The organism is Streptomonospora halophila (assembly GCF_039542725.1).
GTDB lineage: Bacteria > Actinomycetota > Actinomycetes > Streptosporangiales > Streptosporangiaceae > Streptomonospora > Streptomonospora halophila.
On record NZ_BAABIK010000025.1, the window covers coordinates 1 to 23,652 of the forward strand.

Genomic DNA, 23,652 nt, shown 5'->3' on the forward strand with positions numbered 1-23,652 from the left:
GTGCGGGCGCACCGCCGCGCGCCGGCGGCCGCCCGCGCCCGGTCCGGTGGGCGGCGCGCCGCCGGGCGGAGGCGCCAGCGCGGCGACGTCTTCGCAGACCACGGCCGATACGCGCAACGCTCGGCACCCGGGGCCGCGCGGAGCGCAGCCGCCGACTCCGCTTCGGGAAAGCGATTGCTCCGCGTCCGGCCCGGCGCCCGCGCGCGGCGGCGCCGCCGCGGCTTCACCACACGGCATGATCCGCGTCACACCACTGGCGTAGCGCGGACCGTGCGGGCAAGGCCGCTAGTCGTCGCGCAGGCCGCCGGTGCCCTCCTCGGTGCCGTAGGGCAGCGCTTCGGCGCGGGTGCCGGACGGCGTCATGGCGAACCAGGTGCCGTCGGCGCCCTGGCCGTAGACGTCTCCCGGGTCGACGTCGCCGGAGAAGCGGTACAGCGGCCAGCCGGACAGGGTGAGCTGGGTCCCCCCGTCGCTGCGCTTCATCCGGCCGACCAGGCTCCGGGCGACGCCGTCGGTGGAGAGCCCGCCCCGGACCAGCGCGGGGGGCCACTGCTCGGCGCACTCGCCGCTGCAGGTGGAGGTGGGCGGCTCGGCGGTGTCGCCGGTGTAGGCGTAGAGCGTGTAGCCGTCGGAGTCGCTGACCACGGGCCCGGCCTCGGTGTCCTCGACGACACCGATCGTGGCACTGGTCTGGTCCGCGGCGTCGGCGCCCGGCAGGTCGGGGTCGTCGCCCAGGCCGCCGCCGGAGAGGCCGAGGCCGCAGCCGGAAGCCGCGAGCAGCGCGGCGGCGCCTCCGGCCAGGTACAGCGTCATCGCACTGGGAGTCCGCACGCCCACAACCCCTTCCGTCGCCGGCCGCCTCCGATGCTCCGCTCGAACGCGCCGCCGGGCGCGTCCCCGCGCCCGGCCGCGGACCGCGGAGGGCCTCGCCACCGAACGTATCGGCATGAACGCGTTCCGGAAGCGACTTCACCGAAGTATTACCGGAATTGACGGGGATTTCGGCGGAGCACGCGCCCGGCGCGGCGCACGCGGCGGGTGGGCGGTGCACCGGAACGGCGGCCGCCTGCGCAGGGGTTCCCCGCAGGCGGCCGGGCCGCTACGCCTGCGCGTCCGCCAGGTACGGCCGCAGTTCGCGGCGCGCGATGGAGCGCAGGTGCACCTCGTCCGGGCCGTCCGCCAGCCGCAGCGTGCGGTTGGCGGCCCACAGCTGAGCAAGCGGGAAGTCGTCGGACACTCCCGCACCGCCGTGCACCTGGATCGCGTCGTCGAGCACCTGCTGGACCATCAGCGGCACCTCGGCCTTGATCGCCGAGACCTCCGTGCGCGCGCCCTTGTTGCCGACCGTGTCCATCAGCCAGGCGGTCTTGAGCACCAGGAGCCGGGCCTGCTCGATGCGCACCCGCGCCCGCGCGATCGACTCGCGCACCGTGCCCTGCTCGGCCAGCGGCCCGCCGAATGCCGTCCGCTCGGCGGCCCGGGCGCACATCAGCTCCAGGGCGCGTTCGGCGACGCCGATCGCGCGCATGCAGTGGTGGATGCGCCCCGGCCCCAGCCGCTCCTGCGCGATGCGGAACCCCTCGCCCTCGCCGAGCAGGATGTTGCTCTTGGGTACCCGGGCGCCGGTAAAGGAGACCTCGGCGTGTCCGCCCTTGGTCCCGTCGGTGTAGCCGAAGACGGGCAGCCCTCGGCCGACCTCGACGCCGGGGGTGTCCGCGGGCACGAGCACCATGCTCTGGCGCCGGTAGGGCGCGGCGCCCGGGTCGGTCACGCCCATGACGATCAGCAGCCGGCAGTCGGGGCTGAGGGCGCCGGAGGTCCACCACTTGCGCCCGTCGAGCACGTAGTCGCCGCCGTCGGCGGTGATGCTCAGCCGGATGTTCGAGGCGTCCGAGGAGGCCACGTCGGGCTCGGTCATGCAGAACGCCGAGCGGATCTCGGCTTCGAGGAGCGGCTCCAGCCACCGCCTGCGCTGCTCCTCGGTGCCGAACATGGCCAGGATCTCCATGTTGCCGGTGTCGGGGGCGGCACAGTTGAGGGCGCTGGGCGCCAGGCCTGGCGAGCGTCCGGTCAGCTCGGCCAGCGGTGCGTACTGCAGGTTGGTCAGCCCGGCGCCGTAGTCCGACGCGGGCAGGAACAGGTTCCACAGCCCGCGCTTGCGCGCCTCGGCCTGCAGCTCCTCGACCACCGGCGGAGCCGACCACGGGTCGCTGCGCCGGGCGGCCTGCTCGGCGTAGACGGGTTCGGCGGGGATGACCCGCTCGTCCATGAACGCCCGCAGGCGCTCCAGGTGGGCGCGGGTGGTCTCGTCGTAGCCGAAGTCCATGCTCGCCTCTCTCACTCGCCGCGGGCGGCACCCGCGCGGATGGTGGCCCAGGCGCGGCGCATGCCCTCGAGCCAGCGGTCGCGGTCCGCGGCGCGCCGCTGTTCGTAGTCGGCCGCCTCGGGATGCGGGAGGACCAGGAACCGGCCGGCGTGCAGCGCCGCCACGACGGCCTCCCCGACGTCCTCCGGCTCGATGTAGGCACCGCCCAGCCGGGTGGCCGAGGTACCGCCGTCGCCGGCGGTCATAGCGGTGTTGACGCCCTGCGGGCACAGGCACGACACGGAGATCCCGTCGTCGGCGTGCCGGATCGCCAGCCACTCGGCGAGCGCGACGGCGCCGTGCTTGGTGGCCGTGTAGGGAGCGGAGTCGAGCTGGGTGAGCAGGCCGGCTGCCGATGCGGTCACCAGGAAGTGGCCGCGGCCGCGCTCGGCCATGCGGGGGAACAGCGCACGGGCGGCGTAGACGTGCGCCATGACGTGCACCCGCCAGGACAGCTCCCATGCGGCGTCGTCGCCGAGTCCCTCGCCGGCGGCGACCCCGGCGTTGGAGCACCACAGGTCGATCGGCCCGTGGTCCTCCTCGATGCGGGCGACGGCGGCGGCCGCGGCCGCCTCGTCGGCGACGTCGAACGCGACGCCGTCGGCGCGGTCTCCCAGCTCCTCGGCCGCCGCGGCGACGCGGTCCGCGTCGAGGTCGATGATCACCACCCGCGCCGCGCCCTGGTGCAGCAGCCGGCGGGCGATCGCCAGCCCGATGCCGCCGGCGGCTCCGGTGACGACCGCCGTCGTACCGGGGATCGAGAACGGTTCGGGCATGCGGGGGCTCCTTCGCTGACTGGGCGGCGCAGTGGCGGTGGCCGGGCCGGGGCCGGGGCCGCCGCGGGACCGGCCGGGTGCCCGTCGGGCCATCAGAACCCGCCCGGGCGCCGCGGGGCGGCGGGGCGGCGCCTCAAGGCGGGATCAGGGGGTGAACACGAGGCGGCCGACCGTGTCCCCGTCGGCGAGCCGCTGCACGCCGGCCGGCAGCTCGGCGGCGCCGAGGCGCTCGCTGACCAGCGGCTTGACCAGGCCGCGGTCGGCGAGCTCGGTGAGGCGCGCGTGGGCCTCCGGTACGGCTTCGGGCGCCCGTTGGCGGTACAGGCCCCAGTGCAGCCCGAGAATGGAGTAGTTCTTGATCAGCGCGTGGTTCAGCCCGGGCGAGGGGATCGTGCCGCTCGCGAAGCCGACGACCACGATGCGGCCCTCGAAGGCGATGCACTTGGTGGAGCGCTGGTAGGAGTCGCCGCCGACCGGGTCGAAGACGACGTCGGCGCCGCGGCCGCCGGTGTACTCCTTGACCGCGGCGACGAAGTCCTCGCTACGGCGGTCCACGACGACGTCGGCACCCAGCGCGGCCGCGGTCTCGGCCTTGCGGGGACCGCCGACGACCCCGACCACGCGCGCGCCGGCGGCCTTGGCGAGCTGTACCGCCGCGCTGCCGACCCCGCCGGCGGCGGCGTGCACGAGCACGGTCTCGCCTTCGCGCAGCCGCGCGCGGCGGTGCAGGGCGAACCACCCGGTCTGGTAGCCGATGAACAGGGAGGCCGCCTCGTCGTCGGTGAGGGCGGCGGGTGCCGGAAAGACCGCGTCGGCGCTCATCAGCGCGTAGTCGGCGAAGGCGCCGGCGGGCAGGTCGGCGCTGCCGACGACGCGGGCCCCCGCCTCGACGCCGCTGACCCCCTCGCCCGTCTCGGCGACGTCGCCGCACAGCTCGACGCCCGGCGTGAAGGGCAGCGGCGGCTTCACCTGGTACATGCCGCGGCACAGCAGCGCGTCGGGGAAGTTGACGGCGGCGGAGCGGACCCGCACCAGCACCTGCCCCGCGCCCGGACGCGGGTCCTCGACCTCCTCGACACGCAGGACGTCGGTGGGCTCGCCGGTCTCGTGCACCCGCAACGCTTTCACTGGCCGCCTCCGCGGTCGTCGAATACCAACTGGTCGGTCTGTCCGAGTCAACCGTGGTGGGCGCCTCTCCGTCAAGTGCCGCACCGCGCCCGTCCGACGACCCGGCGGCGGTCGCGCACCCGGTTGGATGACGGCGCATTGCAGGTACTCCGCTTCGCCGGCACCGGCACCGGCTCCGCCGAGGACGCCGAGCAGCACGTCCTGCATCACGCCGACCACCGGGAGCGCCGCCATGCGCCGGGCGCCTTCCCGTTCTCCGAACAGGCGGTACCGCCCTCCGCGGGCGGACGGTCGTCGCCTGCGGCGGCCGCGCCGCCGTCGAGGCGATCACCGGACAGGCCCGCTTCGTACGCGCCGGAGTCGGCGCAGGCCGCGTCGCCGCGCTCGCCCCGGGACGCGCGCACCCGCCCTCGCGGAGCCGCTCGGCTCCGGCCGAGGGCGCCCTCGGGCGCACCGCCCGGAGCACCGGGCCGCCGGGGCCGGCCGGTGTCAGCGCACCACGGCCACCGGACCGTGCGCGCCGTGCAGGACCGACTGGCTGACGGAACCCAGCATCAGGCCGCGGAAACCGCCTCGGCCGCGCGAACCCACGACGACCAGGTCGGCGGGCGTGGCCTCCTCCAGGATCGCCACCACCGGATGGGCGCGCAGCGTGCGCAGGTCCACCGACACGTCGGCGTACGCCTCGCGCAGTTCCGCCAGCTCGGCCTCGGCGGTGCGGCGGGCCGTGGCCTCCACGGCCTCGTCGTCGAAGGCCTCGGGCGGCACCGGCCCCATCGCGGAGACGAACGCCGCCATCGGCTGCCAGGCGCAGACCCCCACCAGCTCGGCCTCGTTCCACCGCGCCTGGGCGAAGGCGAACTCCACGGCCCGGCGGCTGGACTCCGATCCGTCCACGCCGACGACGACGCGGCCCTTGGCGCGGTGTGCGGCCTCGTGCTTCTTCGGCAGCACGATCACCGGCACCGGGGAGTGCGCGGCCAGCTCGATGCCCACCGACCCCACGAAGGCCGACGCCAGACCGCCGAGCCCGCGCGAGCCCACGACCACGGCGGAGGTGTCGGGCTGCTTGGCCTCGTCCAGGAGCGCGTCGGCGGCGCGCGCGGTGGGCATGCGGGTGCGCACCGACAGCTCGGGGAACAGCCGCAGAATCCAGTCGCGGGCGTAGTCCAGCAGCGCCTGGGCGTCGCGGAGGCGGTCGGAGGTCTCCTGCTCGCCGCCGCGCGGGACGATCTCGCGGAAGGCGCCCGCGGCGTCGGGCGGGCCCACCGCGGTGAGGATGGTCAGTCCGCGTCCACGCTGCGCCGCCTGGTTGGCCGACCACTCCAGCGCGTAGCGGCTGGAATCGGAGCCGTCGACGCCGACGACCACCCAGAGCCGCTCCGATGTGCCGTCCATCTGGCGCTTCCTCTCTACCGGCGCGGTACCTGGGCCGGGGCGGGCGGACGAGACCGACCGGGGCCGGCCGCGCACGCTGCGCGCCGCCTACGCCCGGGTCCTGCCCCGCTGCGTTCGGGGCGACCGCGGCGGAGGGCGGCGGTGTCCCGTCCTGCCGAGTACCCGCGAGACCCCGTGCCGACACGGGCCGAACCGCCGGCGGAGACACCAGCGGCCCCGCGGAGGGGGCCGCGGGGCCGCTGGTGAGTCGCCAGGGGATCAGGCGCGGTAGTGCAGGATGCCCCAGGCGAGGGAGCCGGACCGGCCGCCGTTGACCCAGTTGCGCAGTCCGGTCTTCATGTGCTCCAGGTACTCGTCGCTGATCTTGCCGCTCAGCTCCGACTCCCGGCTCTCGGTCTCCGCGAGCACGCGGCCGTAGTGGTTCGGCAGCTGCGGAGTGAGGTCGTCGAACTCGACCTTGGACAGGCCCAGCCGGGCGGCCTCGCGGTCGTAGAACCCGGGCGTGCCCATGGTGTCCAGGTGGAGCCGCTTGAGGATGGGCTTGAGCTCACCGCGGTCGGCGTTGTCCGCGGCCATGGGGTCGGTGAAGACGAAGTGGCCTCCGGGGCGGATGACCCGGGCGACCTCCTCCATCACACGGATGCGGTCGCCGCTGTGCAGGAAGGCGTCCTGCGACCACACGACGTCGTACCCGTTGTCCTGGACGGGGATGTCCTCGAAGGAGCCGTCGACCACGTCGATGAGGTGGTCGAGGCCTTCTTCGCGGTTCTTCTCCCGGTTGCGCTCGTTCTCCACCTCGCTGAGGTTGAGGCAGGTCACGTGGCAGCCGTAGGTGCGGGCCAGGAAGCGGGCCGAACCGCCGTAGCCCGCGCCGATGTCGATCACCTTCGTGGCGGGGGTGACCTGGACCTTGCCGGCCATGCGCTCGACCGTGCGCACGCTGGCCGCACCGATGTCGTCCGTGTCGGACTCGTAGAGCCCGACGTGGATGTCGGTGCCGCCCCAGATCGTGTGGTAGAAGGTGTCGGCGTCGGTGGAGTTGTAGTACTCGCGGGCCGTCTGGACCGCGGAGGAGTACGAGCCGGTCAGCTCGTCCTCGGTGCGGTAGGACTTCTCCGCGATGTGGATGAAGAAGTCCGGCTCGTCGGCCTGGTAGGTCTCCTGGAAGTCGCCGTAGGTGTCGACGCGCTGGAAGCCCACCTCGCGCATCAGCCGCCGCACGTAGTTCTTCCGCAGGGGGAACATGTTCAGGTAGTACTGCGACTGGTCCGGGAACTGGTAGCGGAAGCGCGCCAGGCCCTCGTCGACGTGGTCGGGCTCGGCCGAGACCTCGTCGCCGCAGTAGTAGTAGGTGTGGCTGTTCCCGTACTGGCCGTCGAGCAGGGCGTCGTAGTTGCGCTGATCCAGGATGAGCACGCCGTCGTGCTTGAGCATCGCGTAGAACTCAGCCAGCGCCTTGCGGCGGTCGCGCTCCGAGAACAGGTGGGTGAACGAGTTGCCCAGGCAGATGATGGCGTCGTAGCTGCCGTGCACGTCCCGGTTGAGGTAGCGCCAGTCGGCCTGGACGACGCGCAGGATGTGGCCGCCGTAGGTCTGTCCGTTGGCGAAGGCCTTGGCCAGCATCTCCGCACTGCCGTCGGCGCTGACGGTCTCGAACCCGTCCTCGATGAGGCGGACGGAGTGGAAGCCCGTGCCGGTGGCCACGTCGAGCACCTTCTCGACGCCGCGAGCCTTGAGCTGCTCGATGAAGAAGTTGCCCTCGCTGGCCCAGCGCTTCTTCCAGTCGATCAGCTCGTCCCACTTGTCGACGAACCCCGTCACGTACTCGTCTTTGTAGTGATCGGTGTCGCGAACGGCCAGCGGGTCGTCACCAAAATCTTGCTGATCCTGTCCCTTAATTGTTCGACTCCTCACACTCGAAAAACCCTCTCACCAGACACACACGACGCCGAGGGTCAAACTTCGCGCATATACATTGAAAGCCATGACCCCCACCATAGTTCAAGTGGCAAGAGGCATTTTTAGCTTGTCCGCGCAGGTCAGAGCCGAAAAATTCACCCCGGGTCATCATAGTGACACAGCGCCTCCGCCCACGTCAGAGGCCCTTCGGAGCACCTATTGAGCCCGCCGCGAACCGCACTACGCAACACATTGCGCAAGACGCACCGCGAATTCCCAAAGCGCGACCAGGAATCCGATGCGAATTCTCGATAGTCTATAATGCGTTCTCCCCGGCGCGAGTAAGCGCCGTTTCGGCGCCAGCCCGCGGCCCGCAAACGGCGCGGGCGCCGCGGTTCCACGCGCTTCGGAGGCCGCCTTCCGCGCCGGGCCGACCGGTCGTTGAGCTGGGCTCGGCGAACGCGGGCGCCGCCGCGGGCGCGCCCCGCACACCGCCCTCGGCACCGAGTCGGCGGGCGCCCCTGTGACCTGCGTCGCAGTGCCGGACACCGCGTCCGATGACCGGTCGAGCGGAGATTCCACGGTGATTCCGGACACACTCGGGCGCCGGCCGCGCCTCCGTACGGCGTAGGGCCGCGCCCGGTCGGCGTGGCCGCGGTGCCGCCTCTCGCGCCCCTACCCCGACCGCCCCGTTGGCCGGCCTCGTGCGCGCGCGGCCCCCCGCGCCGGATCGGCCGCGCCCGCGGGGCACCCGTGTTTTCGCCGGTCGGCGCCGGGTATGGGGCCAGCAACCGTGTTCGGGCCGTATCGGGGGGAAACGGCATGAGCGAATATGGCAACGAACGGCGTGTGAACGCCGTCAGGTTGTGGTCCGGCGGTCTCGCCACCGCCGTCGTCGCGGCCCTGATCGTCCTCGTCGGCACGCTGGTTGTGCGAGGCGTGCTGGGCATCCCGATTCTGGCTCCCGAGGAGGCCGGCTACACCGGCGGCGCGGGCACGGCCGCCTACGCCGCCACGGCGGGCATCGCCGCACTGGTGGCCACCGCACTGCTGCACCTGCTGCTGATCAGCGCTCCGCGGGCCACGATCTTCTTCGGCTGGATCGTGGGCCTGGCCACGGTCGTCGCGGCGGTCAGCCCGTTCACCCAGAGCGCGACGCCGGCCAGCCAGCTATCCACCGCCGTCATCAACACCGTCGTCGGCATCGCGATCGTCTCGCTGCTGACCAGCGTCGGCGCGACCGCGGTCCGCCGCACCCGGCGCGAGCCGGTCCAGCGCGACGTACCCGAAGGCGCGGAGTTCGACGACTCCGGCTACTCCAGCGGCTACCGCGACGCCCTGGGCGAGGCGCCCGAGCGCCGATCGGGAGGCCGGCACCGCGGCGGCGCTCCGCACGCGCCCGACCAGACCACGCGCCTCCCCCGCGACTGAGCGGCCCGCGGGGCCGCGGGCCGCCCGCGACGCGGTCCCGAGCCCGGTCCCTCCGGGGCCGGGCTCCACCTCCGCCCGCTCCGGTGGGGCGCGCGCTCCGCGCCGGCCGGGCCCTTCTCCGCGCCGGCTCCCCGCATGACTCCTGCAGCCATTGCGCGCGCGTGCGCGCGGGCGCGCGGGCCGAGCGCGAGCGTCACTGCCCCTCCGGCGCGCGGTCGCGGCGGATGTCGGCGAGCGTCCGGTCGAAGGCCTCGGCGTGGACGCCTCCGCGGCCGCACATCTCCACCGGGCCGACCGGCGGCACCGGGTCCGGCCGGGCCACCCGCGCGTCGCGCAGCACTCCCTCCACGGCCGCCTCCCACGCGGGCCGCAGCAGTGCGGGATCGGTCCCGATACCGGCCTCGGCGGCGCTGCGCGAGACCTCGTCGGAGAGGAACAGCTCGCCGGTGTACGGCCACGCCTCGCTCAGCGCCGCGTCGAGCCGGCGGCGGTCGTCGTCGCCCGAGCCCAGCCGCAGCGTCCAGCGGACGGCGTGGTCGCGGTGGAAGGGGAGCTCGCGCACGGCGGTACGGGCGATGGCCGCCAGCGCGGAGTCCGCGGAGGCGGTGAGCGCCGTGTAGAGCTCCAGCGCGTAGGCGGAGAACAGCAGTTGGCGCACGACGGCGTGGGCGAGGTCGGTATTGGGCAGCTCCAGCAGCCGCAGGTTGAGGAACTGGTCGGCGCCGCGGCCCATGATGAGGTCGTCCTCGGTGCGCAGCACGCCGGTGAGCTGCTCCTCCATCCGTGCGGCGGAGCCCAGGAGCGAGCGGGCCAGCCTCAGCTGGCCGCGCGCGATACGGGCGGCCTCGGTCTCGCCGTCGTGGGCAGCCGGCCACAGCCCGCTGCCCTCGGTCTCGGCCAGCCGGTGGCCCGCGACGAGCGCGTCGTCGCCCAACCGCAGCACGTAGGCGTTGGCGGCGGTGTCGGCCGCGGCGGCCGCGGCGCCTCTCTCGTTCATCGCATCCCCCCGCGGTGCACGTGCAGTCGTTCCCTACCCCCTCTGCGCGGGTTCGGACACCTGCCGTCGCGGCGATGCGGTGCGGCGGGAGGATGCGGGACGAAACGGGTGCGGCGGCTGAGCCCGGTGGGGCGGCCGCGGAGCGTGCGGTGGACCGGAGGGCGGGTGTGGCCGATGTCGCCCTCTCCCCGGGCCCCGTCGATAACCGCAGGTAAGAGAAGTGTGAATACGGTTAGGGACACGCATGTGCGTCACTCGCGTCACGAAAAGGCCACAGCCCTGTGGTATCGTCCCCGACGGATGCTTGATTCTAAGCATCTTAGGAATGAGGGGGAGCGGCGACCGCGCGACGCGAGCCGCCCATCGGGCCGAGCAGGCCAGAACCATCTGCCGCCGACCGCCTTCCGCCGACTATGCGCCCGCGGCGCCACGGCACGGCAGGCAGCTCAGATCCACATATGCCTGACACATCGGTTGTCAGCATGGGGGTAGCCGACTTTGAACAACCAGCCACGCCTGTGCGGCGCGTCGTCGAACGTGCTGACCGGCACGTTCGGTAAGAGCCCTCGCCCTGGTGGCGACGCCGCACCGGTCCCCAGGGCAACGGCATCGGCGCAACATCCCGGAGCGAACATGGCCGCGCTGAAGATCACCCGCCGCGATCGCGACGACGGCGTCGTCCTCGCGCTCAGCGGCGAAGTCGACATGGCCACCGAGGACCAGTTCCACCAGGCGGTGCGCGCGGCCGTCGACGCGCGGCCGCAGGAACGCCTCGTCCTCGACTTCAGCCGCCTGGCCTTCATCGACTCCAGCGGGCTGCGCGTGCTCATCCAGGCGCACAAGGCCGCCAAGGGCGCCGGGGGCAGCCTTGCGGTCGCCGCCGCGTCCGAGCGCATCGCACGCATTCTGCACGTGACGGCGATCGACACCCGCGTCGCCGTCTTCCCCACCGTCGAGGCCGCCCTGGCGGCCCCTCAGGAGAGCTCCAGCGCGAGCTAGCGCTCCCCCACCCAGCCCGAGAGAAAAGGCGCCCACGTCCAACGTGCGGCGCCTGCGTCGTGTCCGGCGCCCGCACGCGCGGCGGGCGCCGGCCCTCAGAACATCAAGAGCCAGACCCCGGTCGCGGTCACCGCGACGTTGACCACGCCGAAGAACGCCACCCACAGGACGCCCGGGGCCCCCGTCAGCCGGTGCAGCTGGTCGGCGTCGGACTCCGGTGAGGGCTGGCGGCGGCGCTGCGCCTGCAGCTCGATCACCGGCCGGATGCCCGCCAGCAGCAGGAACCAGGTGAAGAAGTAGGCGAAGGCCGCCTGCACCTCGGCCGGGGTGAACCAGGAGACCAGGAACACCACCGCGCCGGTGCCCACGACCGAGACCACGCCGTAGACGTTGCGGATCAGCAGCAGCATGGCCGCCAGCACCAGGACGCTCATCCACAGAAGCGCGGTGATCCGGTTGCTGACCAGCAGCAGGATGGCCAGCAGTCCCACGATCGAGGGAGTGATGTAGCCGGCCGCCACCGTCATGATCATGCCCGGACCGCGCGGCTTGCCCCGCGACACGGTGACACCCGAGGTGTCGGAGTGCAGCCGGATGCCGGTGAGCTGGCGGCCGCTGAGCAGGGCCACGACGGCGTGCCCGCCCTCGTGGGCGATGGTGACGACGTTGCGGGCCAGCCGCCAGGGGCCGCGGGTGACCACGACGACCAGGGCTGCGACGCCCGCCGCGACGACCAGCCAGGTGGGCGGCGGAGCCTGCACGGTGAACGCCTCCTGCCAGACGTCGCCGAACGTTGTCGCCTCCATTGGCCCGCTCCCCTCGGATCGCCGCTCAGGCGCAAACTGTAGGGCATGGCGCGGGGGCGCCCGTCCGTGTGCGGAGGACGCCCCCTGCCGGTGGATGCGCGCGGACCGTACGCGGCCCGCTCCGGGCGTGCCGCACGGGGCCGGTCACGGCCGGGGACCGATCAGTCCTCGGCTTCGATGTTGAAGGAGCCGGTGGTGGTGGAGACGGCGATGCGGGGAGCGCCGCCGGCGGCGGAGGTGTCGACGTCGACGTCCCGTTCGCCGGTCGTGGAGTCGCCGGTGACGCGGTAGGAGCCTTCGGGGACATCGACCTCGACGGAGCCGGTGGTGGTGTCGACCTCCAGGCTGTCGAAGGGCTTGAGCGCCTCTATCCCGACGGAGCCCGTGGTCGTCTCGACCCGGGCCTTGGCGAACCCGGCTTCCAGGTTGACACTGCCGGTCGTGGTCTCGACGTCGAAGCTCTCGGCTGCGAACTCCTCAAGGTCCACCTCGCCGGTGGTGGTCTCGGCGGTCACGGTGCCGCCGCTGCCCTCGGCGCTGATGGAGCCGGTGTTGGACTCCATCTCCACGTCGCCCTCGACGTCGCCCAGGTCGATCTCCCCTGTGGTGGTGGCCGCGCGGATGTCGCCGGTGAGGTCCTCGCCCCGGATCGAGCCGGAGCCCGCCGAGACGTCGACGGTGCCGACGACCTCGTCGAGCTCCACGTCGCCGGACGCCGAGTCGACGCTCACCGCGGTGCCCTCGGGGACGCTGATCGTGTAGTCCACCGCGCAGTCGCCGAGGAACCAGGCGCCGCCGCCGCAGGTGGCCTCGGCCTTCACGGTTCCGCCGTCCGCCTCCAGCCGCTCGCGGGGGTCGGCGAAGGGGGTGCCCCGCAGACTGCGTTCGACGGTGACCTCGTCGTCCTCGGTGCCGTGGACGGTGACGTCGCCGCCGGATCCGGTGCGCACCTCGACCTTCTCGACGCCCGAGAAGTCGTCACTGCGTGTGTCGCCGCCCAACTCGACACTGCCGAAGCTGAGCAGCGCTCCACCCACCAGCACCGCCAGCGCCAGCGCGGCCCCGATGAGCAGCCAGCCGGAGCTGCGCCCGCGCGGCTCCTTGCTGGATGCGGCGTAAAGCCCGCGTCCCGTGAATGTCATCTCCTGCTTCCCTCCGGGAGCGGCTGCTCCCTTGCTCGCTGGTGTGGTGGGGGCGGGTGCCCGCTCGGTCACGGTGCGGCGCTGCGGCGGTCGCTGCCCCGCAGGTACTCCAGGACGGCGCGCACGCGGCGGTGGTCGTGGTCGTCCTGGCCGAGGTCGAGCTTGGTGAATATGGCCCGGATGTGCTTCTCCACGGCCCGTTCGGTGATGAACAGGTTCGCGGCGATGCCCGCGTTGTTCAGGCCCTCGGCCATCGCGCTGAGGACCTCGCCCTCGCGGCGGCTCAGCCGATCGATGGCGCTGTCCTCGCGTCGGCTGAGCAGCTGCGCGACCACCTCGGGGTCGATGGCCGCGCCGCCGCCGGCGACCCGGCGCAGCGTGACCAGGAACTCGTCGATGTCGGCCACGCGGTCCTTGAGCAGGTAGCCCACGCCGCCGGTGTCGCCGCCCAGCAGCTCGGCGGCGTAGCGGCTGACCACGTGCTGGGAGAGCAGCAGCACCGCGACGCCGGGCTTGCGGCGGCGGATCTCGATCGCGGCCTGCAGCCCCTCCTCGGCGTATCCCGGCGGCATGCGGATGTCGATCAGGCACAGGTCGGGGGCGGGTTCGTTGTCGACGGCGGCGAGCAACTCCTCGGCGTCGCCGGCTGCGGCCAGCACCTCGACGCCCGCGTCCTCCAGGAGCTTGACCATGCCGCTGCGCAGCAGCACGGAGTCCTCGGCGATGATGATGCGCACGGTCACGCCTCCCAGGGGATGTCGGCTGTCAAAACTGTGCCCTCACCCGCCGGGCTGTCCACCGCCAGGGCGCCGTCGACGGCGTTGACGCGGTCCCACAGGCCGTAGAGGCCGGTTCCGGAATCGGGGTCGGCGCCGCCCTTGCCGTCGTCGGTGACGGTTATGCGCAGCAGGTCCGCGCCTTCGGCCGCGGCCCGTTCGGCGCGCACTTCGACGCTCTCGGCGCCGGCGTGCTTGGCGACGTTGGCCAGGGCTTCGCAGACCACGTAGTAGGCGACCCCCTCGGCGCGCGCCGAGGGGCGTTCGGGCAGGTCCACCCGTACCTGGACGGGCACGGGGCAGCGCCCGGCGGCCACCGGCAGCGCCGCGTCCAGGCCGTGGTCGGTGAGGGCCCGGGGGTGCAGGCCGCGGGCGACCTCGCGGAGCTCGGCCATCACGGCCTTGGCCTCGCCGCGGGCCTCGTCGATCAGGGCGCGGACCTCGTCGGGGTCGGCGGCGCGGGCGCGCGCCCGGCTCAGCGTCATGGTCACCACCAGCAGGCGCTGCTGCGCACCGTCGTGCAGGTCGCGCTCGATGCGGCGGCGCTCGGCTTCGGCGGCGTCGACCATCCGCAGCCGGCTGTCCTGGACCTGGGCCAGTCGGCGCCGCACCACCATCTCCGGCGCGTCGAGGAGCAGCCGGCGGCTGACCTCGAACTCCAGCCGGACCAGCAGTGGTACCGCCCACAGCCCGACCACGGCGCCCACCGGCCCGAGGAACACCGCCGCCAGCGGCGCCGCGGCGTTCTCCAGAGAACCGCTGACCAGCGCGTAGCCGAGGCCGACCAGCGAACCCGCGGCCAGCGCGGTGCCGTAGACGACCAGGCCCAGCACGATCCCGCCGAAGACCACGCCCTGCACGCCGGTGAGAGTGGCGCAGATGACGGCAGTCCAGGCGTCGCGGCCGTAGAGGTAGCCGAGGCCGCGCAGCAGCGCTTCGGCCGGGTTGCGCGGTCGGGCGGCGGGCCGCGGTGCGCGGGACTCGACCACGCCGAACACGTCCTCCAGGCGGCGGCGCTGGATGGTGCAGGCCAGCCGCCCGAGCAGGGGCGCGCAGGTCAGCAGGACGGCGGAGAAGGCGGCGAGAGCGGCGGGCGAGGGGGGCTCGCCCGCCGGCAGCAGGTCGACGAAGCCGGTGAAGACCAGCAGCACCAGGGCCACGACCGGCAGCAGCACCAGCGTGCCGGGCACCAGGTAGCCCACGGACAGCGCGAAGGAGGTCACCAGGTGGAGCAGGCCGAGCAGGCGGCCCTTCGGCGAGCGCGCTTCGGCGTCGCCGAGCAGGGGCGCACCCGCCGTCGCGGCGGCGGCGACTGCACGCACCCGCGCCACCCCCTCTGTCCGCAGGCCGATCGTCCTGTCCGCGCTACCAAACCTAGGATGCGGCGGCCCCGGGCGCCATGACGTCACCACACCGCGCCCGGGTAGTGCTAGCAACACCGGGGCCGGGCGTGTGGGTCGGATTCGCATACGCGTGCCACCATCGGCCCTCCCTGTCGCAGAAGCGAATGGATTTCGGGTTTCCCTTCGCTTCTGCGAGGTGTAGATTCTGCGGCGTGCCGATGTTCCGAATCAGTGAGGTCGCCGGGCTCGTGGGCGTCAGCGGCGACACGGTCCGCCGCTGGGTCGACTCCGGGCGGCTGCCCGCGGCGCGCGGCGCACACGGGCACCGCACCGTCGACGGCGCCGACCTCGCCGCGTTCCTGCGCGCCGACGCACCCGAGGACCCGGGCCGCCAGGTCTCCTCGGCGCGCAACAGGTTCCGCGGCCTGGTCACCGCGGTCCACCGCGACGGCGTGATGGCCCAGGTCGAGATCCAGGCGGGGCCGCACCGCGTGGTGTCGCTGATGAGCCGCGAAGCGGCCGACGAGCTGGGGCTGGACGTCGGCTCGGTGGCCTCGGCGATCGTGAAGTCGACACACGTGGTCGTCGAGAACGAACCGGCGAAGGGACAGCGGCATGGCTAGCCGCCTCATCACGGGCGCAGCGGCGGGGCTGGTGCTGGCCGCGGCAGCGGCCTGCGCCCCGGTCGACGGCAGCGACGGCTCCGCGGGCTCGGGCGGCGGGCGGGCGGAGCGGACCCTCACCGTGTTCGCCGCGGCGTCGCTGACCGGGACGTTCGAGGAGCTGGGCGGGCGCTTCGAGCGGGAACGCCCCGGCACCCGGGTGGAGTTCAACTTCGCGGGCAGCTCCGAACTGGCCAATCAGATCGCCGAGGGCGCACCGGCGGACGTGTTCGCCTCCGCCGACACCCAGACCATGGACACGGTCGCCGGCGACGGCCTCACCGCCGGCGACCCCGTCGTCTTCGTGCGCAACACGCTGCGGATCGCCGTGCCCCCGGACAACCCCGCGGGCGTCGGTTCCCTGTCCGACCTCGCCGACTCCGGCGTCAAGGTCGCGCTGTGCGCGGAGGAGGTGCCCTGCGGCGCCGCTGCCGCCGAGGTGCTGGAGGCCGCGGACCTGGAGGTCACACCGGTCTCGCGTGAGCGCGACGTCAAGGCCGCGCTGACGAAGGCCGAGCTGGGCGAGGTCGACGCCGCCCTCGTCTACCGCACCGACGTCCGCGCGAGCGGGAGGGTCGAGGGCATCGCCTTCCCCGAAGCCGAGCAGGCCGCCAACGACTACCCGATCGCGGTGCTCGACGACGCGGCCCGACCCGGGCTCGCACGCGAGTGGACGGAGTTCGTCCGATCCGACGGCGCCGCCGAGGTCTTCGATGACGCGGGCTTCACCACCTCCTGAGGCGCCCGCGCGCCCGGCCGCGCGCGGGAGCGGCCGGCTGCGCGTGCGCTCGGGGCGCTTCCCGTGGCCGCTCGCCGTGCCTGCCCTGGTCGGGCTCGCGTTCCTGGTGCTGCCGTTCGCCGGGCTGCTGGCCCGCGCCCCCTGGCCCACCCTGGGCACCCGGCTGCTGATGCCGGAGGTGCGCGGAGCGCTGTGGCTGTCGCTGACGACCGCGACCGCCGCCACCGCCGTCGCGGTGCTGCTGGGGGTGCCGCTGGCGTGGCTGCTGGCGCGCACGGACTTCCCCGGCCGCCGCGTGGTGCGCGCGCTGGTCACGGTTCCACTGGTGATCCCGCCGGTCGTGGGCGGTGTTGCGCTGCTGCTGGCGCTGGGCCGGCGCGGGCTCGTGGGGCGCTACCTCGACGCGTGGTTCGGGCTGACGCTGCCGTTCACGCCGGCGGCGGTGGTGGTCGCCCAGGTGTTCGTCGCGATGCCGTTCCTGGTCATCAGCGTCGAAGGGGCGCTGCGGGCCGCCGACCGGCGCTACGAGGAGGCCGCCGCCACCTTGGGCGCCTCGCGTGCGGTCGTCTTCCGCCGCGTCACGCTGCCGATGGTGGCCCCCGGCGTCCTCGCCGGCGGCGTGCTGGCCTGGGCGCGCGCGCTCGGCGAGTTCGGCGCCACCATCACCTTCGCGGGCAACTTCCCCGGGCGCACCCAGACCATGCCGCTGGCGGTGTACCTGGCCATGCAGGAGAGCCCGGAGTCGGCGATCGTGCTGAGCCTGGTGCTGCTCGGCGTGTCGCTGGTGATCCTGATAGCGCTGCGCGACCGGTGGGTGGGTGCGCTGTGACAGCGGAACGGGCGCCCGGAGCCGGGGGCGGGGGCGTCGTGGACGGCGCGGACCGCGGGGACGGCGCGGACCGCGGGGACGGCGCGCGCCGGGGACTGGACGCGCGCCTGGTGGTCGACCGGGGCGCGTTCCGGCTGGACGCCGAACTGCGGGCGCGGCCGGGCGAGGTGGTCGCGGTGCTGGGCCCCAACGGGTCGGGCAAGTCGACCGCGCTGCGGGCGCTGGCCGGGCTGGAGTCGCTGGCCGACGGGCGGATCGGGCTGGACGCCCAGGACGTGACCACCATGCCGACCGAGCGCCGCCCTGTCGGCATGGTCTTCCAGGACTACCTGCTCTTCGGTCATCTCAGCGCCCTGGACAACGTCGCCTTCGGGCCCCGCTGCCAGGGCGCCGGCCGCGCCGAGGCGCGCGAGCGCGCCGCCGAACTGCTGGAGCGGGTGGGGCTGGCCGAGTACGCGGCCGCCCGCCCGCGCGCGCTCTCGGGCGGCCAGGCGCAGCGGGTCGCGCTGGCCCGCGCGCTGGCCGTGCGCCCGCGGCTGCTGCTACTCGACGAGCCGCTGGCCGCGCTGGACGTGCACACCCGCGCCTCGGTGCGCTCGGAGCTGCGCCGCCGGCTGGCCGACCTGGACTGCGCCACCGTGCTGGTCACCCACGACCCGCTGGACGCGATGGTGCTCGCCGACCGCATCACCGTGCTCGAAGCGGGCCGCGTGGTCCAGGAGGGCACCCCCGGCGAGGTCGCCCAGCACCCCCGCACCGGCTACGTCGCGCGGCTGGTGGGGCTCAACCTCTACCGCGGCAGCGCCCGGGGCACGCGGGTCGCGCTGGCGGGCGGGGCGGAGTCCGCGCCGGCGGAGGTCTCGCTGTCCGAGCGCTGGGACGGCGAGGTGTTCGTCGCGTTCCCGCCGCGCGCCGTCGCCCTGTACCGGCAACGCCCCGACGGCACGCCGCGCAACCTGTGGCGGCTGCGGATCGAGGGGGTGGAGCGGTTCGGCGACCAGGTGCGGGTGCACCTGGAGGGCGCCCTCCCGCTGCTCGCCGACATCACGCCGGAGGCGCTGGCCGAGCTGCGGCCGGTCGGCGGAGCCGAGGTCTGGGCCGCGGTCAAGGCGACCGAGGTCCGCTGCTACCCGGCGTAGCCGCCACCCGGCGGCCCGCTTCGGGGGCGCAACGGGCGGAGCCGGCGGTTCACCCGCAGGCGCGGAGAGTTCTGGAGGCCACGGCGGACGCTGATCGCTGCGACCACGGAATGCAGGAGCAGTGACCACGTACGAGGGAACCCTCCGTGTCCGTGGAACACCATGTCGCCACCGGGGGACTTACCGTGGCCGCGGCGCCGCCGGCGCCCTGGTCTCCGCGGGAGCCGCACAGGCCGACGACCACGAGGGCTACTACAAGCACGGCCATCACGGCGACGAGTCCCCGGGCGGATCGATCGCGGACCGGGGCGGCGGCGCGGCGGGCACGACCACCGCGCCTGACGGGCCGCCGCAGCCCGCCCGAGAACCGGCGGGACCGCGGGACCGGCGACGCCTCCCCGCGGGCTCAGCGGCGGCGCAGCGGCCGCTCGACCACCGACGGCAGCAGCAGACCCGCCAGCCCGGCCACCGCATACGGCACCTGCCCCGGAGCCGCCGCTCCCAGCACACGGCCCGCCATCCGCGACGGCTCGCGCAGGAACGACTCCGCATCGGGGTACGCGCGGGGCACCGACCACCCGGCCGCCGGCAGCGTGAGCAGCGCCGCCCACCACGCCCACACCCACGGCAGCGCCGAGGGCGGAAGCGCCCGGTACCAGTCGGCGGCGTGGCGCAGCGCCTCGGCGGCGTAGGCGGTGAACGGCGTCCCGCCCGGGGACGCGGCGGCGTGTGCGTGGAACCCGCCCGCCGGGCCGTACGCGTCGGCGGCCGCGCACACCGCGACCAGCACGAAGGCGCCCGCGGCCGCACCGGCGGCGCCGGCCGCGCCGAAGAGGGTCGCGCCGAGCCGGTGCTCGGTCGAGCGCAGGTCCTCGCGTGTGGGGAACCGCCGCCAGGGCCGCTCCCCCGACCGCGCCGCGCCCATGGCGTAGGCGCGGCGCTCCCGCAGGAACCGCCACGCCGTGCCGAGGACGGCGGGACCGCGCCGTGCGGCGGCCAGCATCACGGCGGCCTCGTGCAGCATGTCGGAGAGCGTCAGCGCCAGCCGCAGCGGCGCGTGGGCCCACAGCAGCGCGGCGCGGCGGAAGACCGGGGCGATGTCGCCGGGCACGCGCACGCCCAGCCGGATCGCCCGGCCGTAGGCGCGCCGCCGCAGACCGGGCAGCGGCGGGTGCCCCGGCAGGGGCGGCGTCACGGCTGCCGCGCACCGGGCCGTCCGGTAGTCCAGCAGCACGGCGCACACCAGCAGGAACAGCAGCAGCCACCGGTCCGCTGTCCCGCCGCCGGTGAAGCCGTACAGGACCGCGGTGGCGGGGTGGGGTTCCAGCGGCGAGCCGAGCGCCGCCTCGGCGACGGCGGCGTTGAACATCATGTGCTGCAGGACCGCCAGGGCGAACGCCGCCGGCGGCAGCAGCCACAGCCATGCACCCCCGCTGCGGCGGCCCACGACAGCGAGGCCGAGCGCCGCGCCGACGAGGCCGGTCAGCACGCCGTGGCCGGAGAAGTGCACGCCCAGTTCCGGCACCGCCACCGCGCCGGGCAGGAACGCCGCCGGGCCGGGGAAGGGCAGCGCCGCCGCGCCGCCGGCGGGCAGCGCGCGCAGCAGGGTCTCGGCCGCCTGGAAGCCGGCGCCGGACGCGGCCGCCAGGAGCAGGTAGTCCACCGCCGCCAGCCTGCGGAACCGGCGCCGCGCGGGCAGTCCGACCAGCAGCAGCGGCAGCAGCTTGCCCGCTTCCTCCACCCACACCGCGACGTAGGTGTAGGCCACCCACCGGTCGACGCCCGCATAGGCGGTCAAGGCGTCCTCCGCGACGGCGAGCGGCCACACCAGCAGGGCGCCCAGCAGCAGCACGCGCACCAGCGTCGAGAACGCGACGGTCCGCGAGCGCGACAGCCAGGCCAGCTGCGCCACCAGCCACAGCATGCCCGCCGCGGCGGGAAGGGCGGCGGCCGTCGCCGGGACGAAGAACGGCGCCACCAGCAGCACGGCCAGCATCGCCCACGCCCAGCCGCCGCGCAGCGCGCGCAGTACCGCGGCGGCGCCGGGCGAGCCCTCCTGCAGGGAGCGGGCACGCACCGCCAGCCGCTCGGCGAGGTCGGGGCCCGGACCGCGCGGGGTGCGGGCGTGGCGTGCTCCGGGCTCCAGGCAGTTGTAGGCCTGGGCGGCGCGCAGCAGCTCGGGGTCGCGGCTGTCCCGCGCCTCTTCGGCGAACGCGGTGCGGGCCGACTCCAGGTCGGGACCGACCAGCGGCCGCAGGAAGTCCGGCGGGCCGGCCGCCACGGTCAGCGTCGTCGATGTGACGAGCACCGCCGCGGAGAAGTCCTCCACCGCCACCAGCACGTCGGTGGGCTCGTCCCCCCACGAGCGGATGACGTGCACGACGCTGGCCGTGTCGGCCGCCACCTCGGTCACCGGCTCATAGGCGAACTCCGCGCGGGTGCGGCCCACCAGCAGCCGTTCGACGCCCAGAGCGCGCCCGGCCGCGACGACGCGGTGGATCAGCGCGGTGTCGCGCGGCGCGGCGAAGGGGACGACGATCTTGGCGTCCGCCTCGATCCACCCCTGGTCGAACTCGGTCGCGTTGGCGCAGAGCCGCAGCGCGAGGTCGCGGGTGATCATGGCCTGCTCGTCCATAAGCCCCCTACGGCGGTGTCCCGGCCCGGCACCGGCGACCCGGCCGGCGGTGTCGGGAGGATCGGCCTCGGCCACGGGTCCGTGGCGCGGCGAGCGCCTACGCTATCGCGGCGCCCCTGCGCCGCGCCGCCCCGATCCGCCGTACTCGAAGGGGTTCGCGCGTGATGGCAGGTGAGCGCGACGACGGCGCCCGCGCCCGGGTTCAGGCGGGGTCCGCGCCGTCCGCGGTAGCCGGGCGCAAGGGCGCCGGGCCGGGCGGCCCCGCTCAGGCCCGCGGCAGGGACAGCTCGGCGAGGACGGCGCGGTGGTCGGTATCGGGGAGGGTGTGCACGGAGGTCCGCCGGACCTCGACGCGGCGGTCCACCAGGATGTGGTCGATCGTCGTTCCGGGCAGCGAGCCGTCGGAGGGCCAGGTGGCCCGCCACCCGTCGCCGGAGGCGTCGGCGGCGTCGGTGTAGCCGGTGTCGAGCAGCGCGCGGAGCTCGGCGTGGTCGAGGGTCGCGTTGAAGTCGCCGGCGAGCACGCGCAGGCCGCCGCCGGGGCGGGCGTCGGGCAGCTCGCGCAGGGAGTCGCGCCAGCCCGCGACGGCGCCGGAACCGGCCGGCGGCATGGGGTGCGTCGAGACCACCTCGACCGGCGGTGCGCCCGGGACCAGCACGCGGGCCCGCGGCATGGCGAAGTACTCGTGCCGGGAGCTGTCGCCCGCCTCCTCCACCGGGTGCGCCGAGTAGACCGCTCCGCCGACCGGGCCCGTCCCGGCGTGCGTGACGTCATAGGGCAGCAGGGCACGCAGGCCCGCGCGGGTGAGCGCGTCGTCGGACTGGCGGGTCAGCTCCTGCAGGCTGAGCACGTCGACGCCCCGCTCGCGCACCAGCCGCACGAGCGCGTCGGGGTCGGCGAGGCCGAAGTAGACGTTGGCCGTCAGCACGGTCATGCGCGGGCCGCGGGGGTCGGCCTGGGGCGCCGGCCCCGGGAGGCCGCGCGGCAGGACGCAGGCCAGCAGTACGACGGCCGCGGCGCCGGCGGCGAGGGCCGCCCAGCCGCGCCGCGTCAGCAGTGCCAGCGCGAGCGGGACGACCGAGGTCGCCGCGACGTAGGGCGTGAACGCGATCAGGGCGACCGCGGGAAAGCCGGCCTCCGTTCCGGTGGCGCGCACCGCCGCCCACAGCGCCCACGGCACCACACTCACCGCGACCAGGGCGGTCACCCAGCCCAGCCGGGCGCGGCCGCCGGAGCCGCCGGCCGGAGCCGGCGCCTGGTCCCCCTGCCCGCCCCCGGTGGGCCGGCCGGCGCGGGATGAAGGCACGGCGCCCCCAGTTCGAGCCACGGCTGTCCCCGTCCCTTGCGTCGGCCCCATCGCCTACTGTTCACGTGTACCACCACTGCGCGTCGTGGGGCCAGGGTCGGGACGGACTGCCGCGGGCGGTCCGCTTCAGGGGGAAAGGAGGCATCCGTGGCAGAGGGAGTCAGCGTGGCGCCCGGCATCCGCTTCCCCGACACCGCCGACGGCGGGCTGTGGGTCGCGGGGGCCGTGGTCTCCGACGGCGAGGGGCGCGTGTTCGTGCAGCGCCGCTCGCCCGACCGGCGGCTGTTCCCCGGCTGCTGGGACCTCGTCGGCGGCCATGTCGAGCCCGGCGAGACGATGCCCGAGGCGCTCGCCCGCGAGATCGCCGAGGAGACCGGCTGGCGGCTGACCGCGGTCGTCGCCGAGCTCGACCGGCTGGTGTGGACGCCCGGCGACGGCGTGCGCCGCAACGAGGCGGACTACCTGGTGCGCGTGTCGGGCGACCTCGCCACGCCCCGCCTGGAGCCGGGCAAGCACACCGAGTTCCGCTGGATCGGCGAAGGGGACCTGGGCCTGCTCAAGGACAGCCGCGACCCCGGCGACACGTTCGTCGCCGACATGGCCGCCCGCGGCCTGGCCCGCGCAAAGACGGATCAGGCCGACCAGTAGATCGTTGATGGGAGTTTCCCGAACCGGCTGCGGGCATGGCGAAGGGCGCCGAAGATCAGTGTGTGAAGACAAACCTCGACGCCCTTCTGATCGCACTCTATATCCACCTGGACGACCACGTCCTGCATTCGGCCCGACAACCGCGCAATCGCGGCTCGATACGGCTGCGCACCGACGCCGAACCCGTCTGCGTGGCCGTGGCTCAGGCCCGCTGCCCTGCGACGACGAGCGCCGATGGCTGCGATCGGCCCCGGCCCGGATCGGTCGTCTCCTCCCGCGCCTGCCGGCCCGGTCCGAGTACAACCGCCACCTGCGCGATACGGCACCGGCCCTGCTCGCCGCGGGGATGTGGCCGGCCCGGGCGAGATCGCCGGCTACGGGAAGGACGAGTCCCACCACGCCTTCTGCTGGGGCGCCGAGCTGACGCCGGTTACCACCGCCGAGGGGCCGGTGTGCGCGTTCGGCCCGGCCCACCCAAGGAGCCGGAGGAGCACGAGCAGGCGCTGCGCGTGCTCCATGCGCACCGGTGCGCGCCGGGTGAATGCCTGATCGTGTGCCACGAGGGCTTCCCGGTGCCGCACTCGCACACAGCCGGGGAAGAAGCCGGGGCGGGCCCCTGCCGACCGGCGAGAAC

The 23,652-nt window shown here is 74.5% G+C and carries 20 protein-coding genes and 1 pseudogene; 8 read left to right on the plus strand and 13 right to left on the minus strand.

All coding sequences use genetic code 11. From position 1 onward, the window contains the following. Window positions 1–285 precede the first annotated feature (285 nt). From ABEA15_RS19255 to ABEA15_RS19280, 6 genes are all read right to left on the minus strand, one after another. A complete protein-coding gene (locus tag ABEA15_RS19255) occupies window positions 286–831 on the minus strand; it encodes a hypothetical protein (protein ID WP_344141827.1) in 546 nt (181 codons plus the stop codon). 268 nt (window positions 832–1,099) lie between these two features. Beyond that, complete coding sequence (locus tag ABEA15_RS19260) at window positions 1,100–2,326, minus strand: acyl-CoA dehydrogenase family protein (protein WP_345558041.1); 1,227 nt, start codon at window positions 2,324–2,326, stop codon at window positions 1,100–1,102. Window positions 2,327–2,337: 11 nt separating this feature from the next. Continuing rightward, window positions 2,338–3,141: an SDR family oxidoreductase gene (locus tag ABEA15_RS19265; protein WP_344141829.1), complete on the minus strand. Its 804-nt coding sequence runs from the start codon at window positions 3,139–3,141 to the stop codon at window positions 2,338–2,340. 144 nt (window positions 3,142–3,285) lie between these two features. Then, the gene (locus ABEA15_RS19270; protein ID WP_345558043.1) at window positions 3,286–4,269 is read right to left on the minus strand and encodes an NADPH:quinone oxidoreductase family protein; all 984 of its coding nucleotides are present in this window, start codon (window positions 4,267–4,269) and stop codon (window positions 3,286–3,288) included. A gap of 489 nt (window positions 4,270–4,758) precedes the next feature. After that, window positions 4,759–5,667: a universal stress protein gene (locus ABEA15_RS19275; protein WP_345558045.1), complete on the minus strand. Its 909-nt coding sequence runs from the start codon at window positions 5,665–5,667 to the stop codon at window positions 4,759–4,761. Between the two features lie 258 nt (window positions 5,668–5,925). Continuing rightward, window positions 5,926–7,581 (minus strand): glycine/sarcosine N-methyltransferase, encoded by a 1,656-nt coding sequence (locus ABEA15_RS19280; RefSeq protein ID WP_344141832.1) that lies wholly within the window; start codon window positions 7,579–7,581, stop codon window positions 5,926–5,928. An 807-nt stretch (window positions 7,582–8,388) separates the two neighbouring features. On the opposite strand from ABEA15_RS19280, the gene ABEA15_RS19285 reads away from it, so the two are divergent. After that, the gene (locus ABEA15_RS19285) at window positions 8,389–8,997 is read left to right on the plus strand and encodes a DUF6069 family protein (protein ID WP_345558049.1); all 609 of its coding nucleotides are present in this window, start codon (window positions 8,389–8,391) and stop codon (window positions 8,995–8,997) included. 193 nt (window positions 8,998–9,190) lie between these two features. Here ABEA15_RS19285 and paaC read toward each other — a convergent pair whose 3' ends face one another. Continuing rightward, a complete protein-coding gene (gene paaC, locus ABEA15_RS19290) occupies window positions 9,191–9,994 on the minus strand; it encodes a 1,2-phenylacetyl-CoA epoxidase subunit PaaC (protein WP_345558051.1) in 804 nt (267 codons plus the stop codon). Window positions 9,995–10,627: 633 nt separating this feature from the next. Here paaC and ABEA15_RS19295 point away from each other — a divergent pair. Next, window positions 10,628–10,993 (plus strand): STAS domain-containing protein, encoded by a 366-nt coding sequence (locus tag ABEA15_RS19295; protein ID WP_344141838.1) that lies wholly within the window; start codon window positions 10,628–10,630, stop codon window positions 10,991–10,993. A gap of 95 nt (window positions 10,994–11,088) precedes the next feature. Here the strand turns inward: ABEA15_RS19295 and ABEA15_RS19300 are convergent, their stop codons facing one another. From ABEA15_RS19300 to ABEA15_RS19315, 4 genes are all read right to left on the minus strand, one after another. Continuing rightward, window positions 11,089–11,799 (minus strand): M50 family metallopeptidase, encoded by a 711-nt coding sequence (locus ABEA15_RS19300; protein ID WP_344141840.1) that lies wholly within the window; start codon window positions 11,797–11,799, stop codon window positions 11,089–11,091. Between the two features lie 161 nt (window positions 11,800–11,960). Further along, the gene (locus tag ABEA15_RS19305) at window positions 11,961–12,941 is read right to left on the minus strand and encodes a DUF4097 family beta strand repeat-containing protein (protein WP_345558053.1); all 981 of its coding nucleotides are present in this window, start codon (window positions 12,939–12,941) and stop codon (window positions 11,961–11,963) included. 68 nt (window positions 12,942–13,009) lie between these two features. Next, window positions 13,010–13,678, minus strand: coding sequence for a response regulator transcription factor (locus tag ABEA15_RS19310; RefSeq protein WP_345558109.1), 669 nt, complete (start codon window positions 13,676–13,678; stop codon window positions 13,010–13,012). Window positions 13,679–13,680: 2 nt separating this feature from the next. Next, on the minus strand, window positions 13,681–15,039 hold the full coding sequence (locus ABEA15_RS19315) for a sensor histidine kinase (protein WP_345558055.1): 1,359 nt from the start codon (window positions 15,037–15,039) through the stop codon (window positions 13,681–13,683). 233 nt (window positions 15,040–15,272) lie between these two features. Here ABEA15_RS19315 and ABEA15_RS19320 point away from each other — a divergent pair, with 233 nt between their 5' ends. Genes ABEA15_RS19320 through ABEA15_RS19335 form a run of 4 tightly spaced genes read left to right on the plus strand, consistent with a single transcriptional unit; the run spans window position 15,273 to window position 18,429 of the window. Beyond that, window positions 15,273–15,683 carry a TOBE domain-containing protein gene (locus ABEA15_RS19320; protein ID WP_344141843.1) on the plus strand — a complete coding sequence of 137 codons (411 nt, stop codon included), beginning with the start codon at window positions 15,273–15,275 and terminating at the stop codon, window positions 15,681–15,683. Beyond that, on the plus strand, window positions 15,676–16,461 hold the full coding sequence (gene modA, locus ABEA15_RS19325; RefSeq protein ID WP_345558057.1) for a molybdate ABC transporter substrate-binding protein: 786 nt from the start codon (window positions 15,676–15,678) through the stop codon (window positions 16,459–16,461). The genes ABEA15_RS19320 and modA overlap by 8 nt, the downstream gene beginning before the upstream one ends. Further along, window positions 16,436–17,290 (plus strand): ABC transporter permease, encoded by an 855-nt coding sequence (locus tag ABEA15_RS19330; RefSeq protein ID WP_345558058.1) that lies wholly within the window; start codon window positions 16,436–16,438, stop codon window positions 17,288–17,290. The genes modA and ABEA15_RS19330 overlap by 26 nt, the downstream gene beginning before the upstream one ends. Window positions 17,291–17,328: 38 nt before the next feature. Continuing rightward, window positions 17,329–18,429, plus strand: a complete 1,101-nt coding sequence (locus ABEA15_RS19335; RefSeq protein ID WP_345558111.1) for an ABC transporter ATP-binding protein — start codon at window positions 17,329–17,331, stop codon at window positions 18,427–18,429. Window positions 18,430–18,835: 406 nt separating this feature from the next. Here ABEA15_RS19335 and ABEA15_RS19340 read toward each other — a convergent pair whose 3' ends face one another. Beyond that, on the minus strand, window positions 18,836–21,064 hold the full coding sequence (locus ABEA15_RS19340) for a PrsW family intramembrane metalloprotease (RefSeq protein ID WP_345558060.1): 2,229 nt from the start codon (window positions 21,062–21,064) through the stop codon (window positions 18,836–18,838). Between the two features lie 265 nt (window positions 21,065–21,329). After that, window positions 21,330–22,370, minus strand: a complete 1,041-nt coding sequence (locus ABEA15_RS19345) for an endonuclease/exonuclease/phosphatase family protein (protein ID WP_345558062.1) — start codon at window positions 22,368–22,370, stop codon at window positions 21,330–21,332. Between the two features lie 147 nt (window positions 22,371–22,517). On the opposite strand from ABEA15_RS19345, the gene ABEA15_RS19350 reads away from it, so the two are divergent. Both ABEA15_RS19350 and ABEA15_RS25660 read left to right on the plus strand, forming a co-directional pair. Continuing rightward, entirely contained in the window at window positions 22,518–23,018 is a 501-nt protein-coding gene (locus tag ABEA15_RS19350; RefSeq protein ID WP_345558064.1) for an NUDIX hydrolase, read from the plus strand. Between the two features lie 62 nt (window positions 23,019–23,080). After that, window positions 23,081–23,650: pseudogene (locus tag ABEA15_RS25660) on the plus strand (IS982 family transposase); the annotation flags it as partial. Window positions 23,651–23,652: the final 2 nt, after the last annotated feature.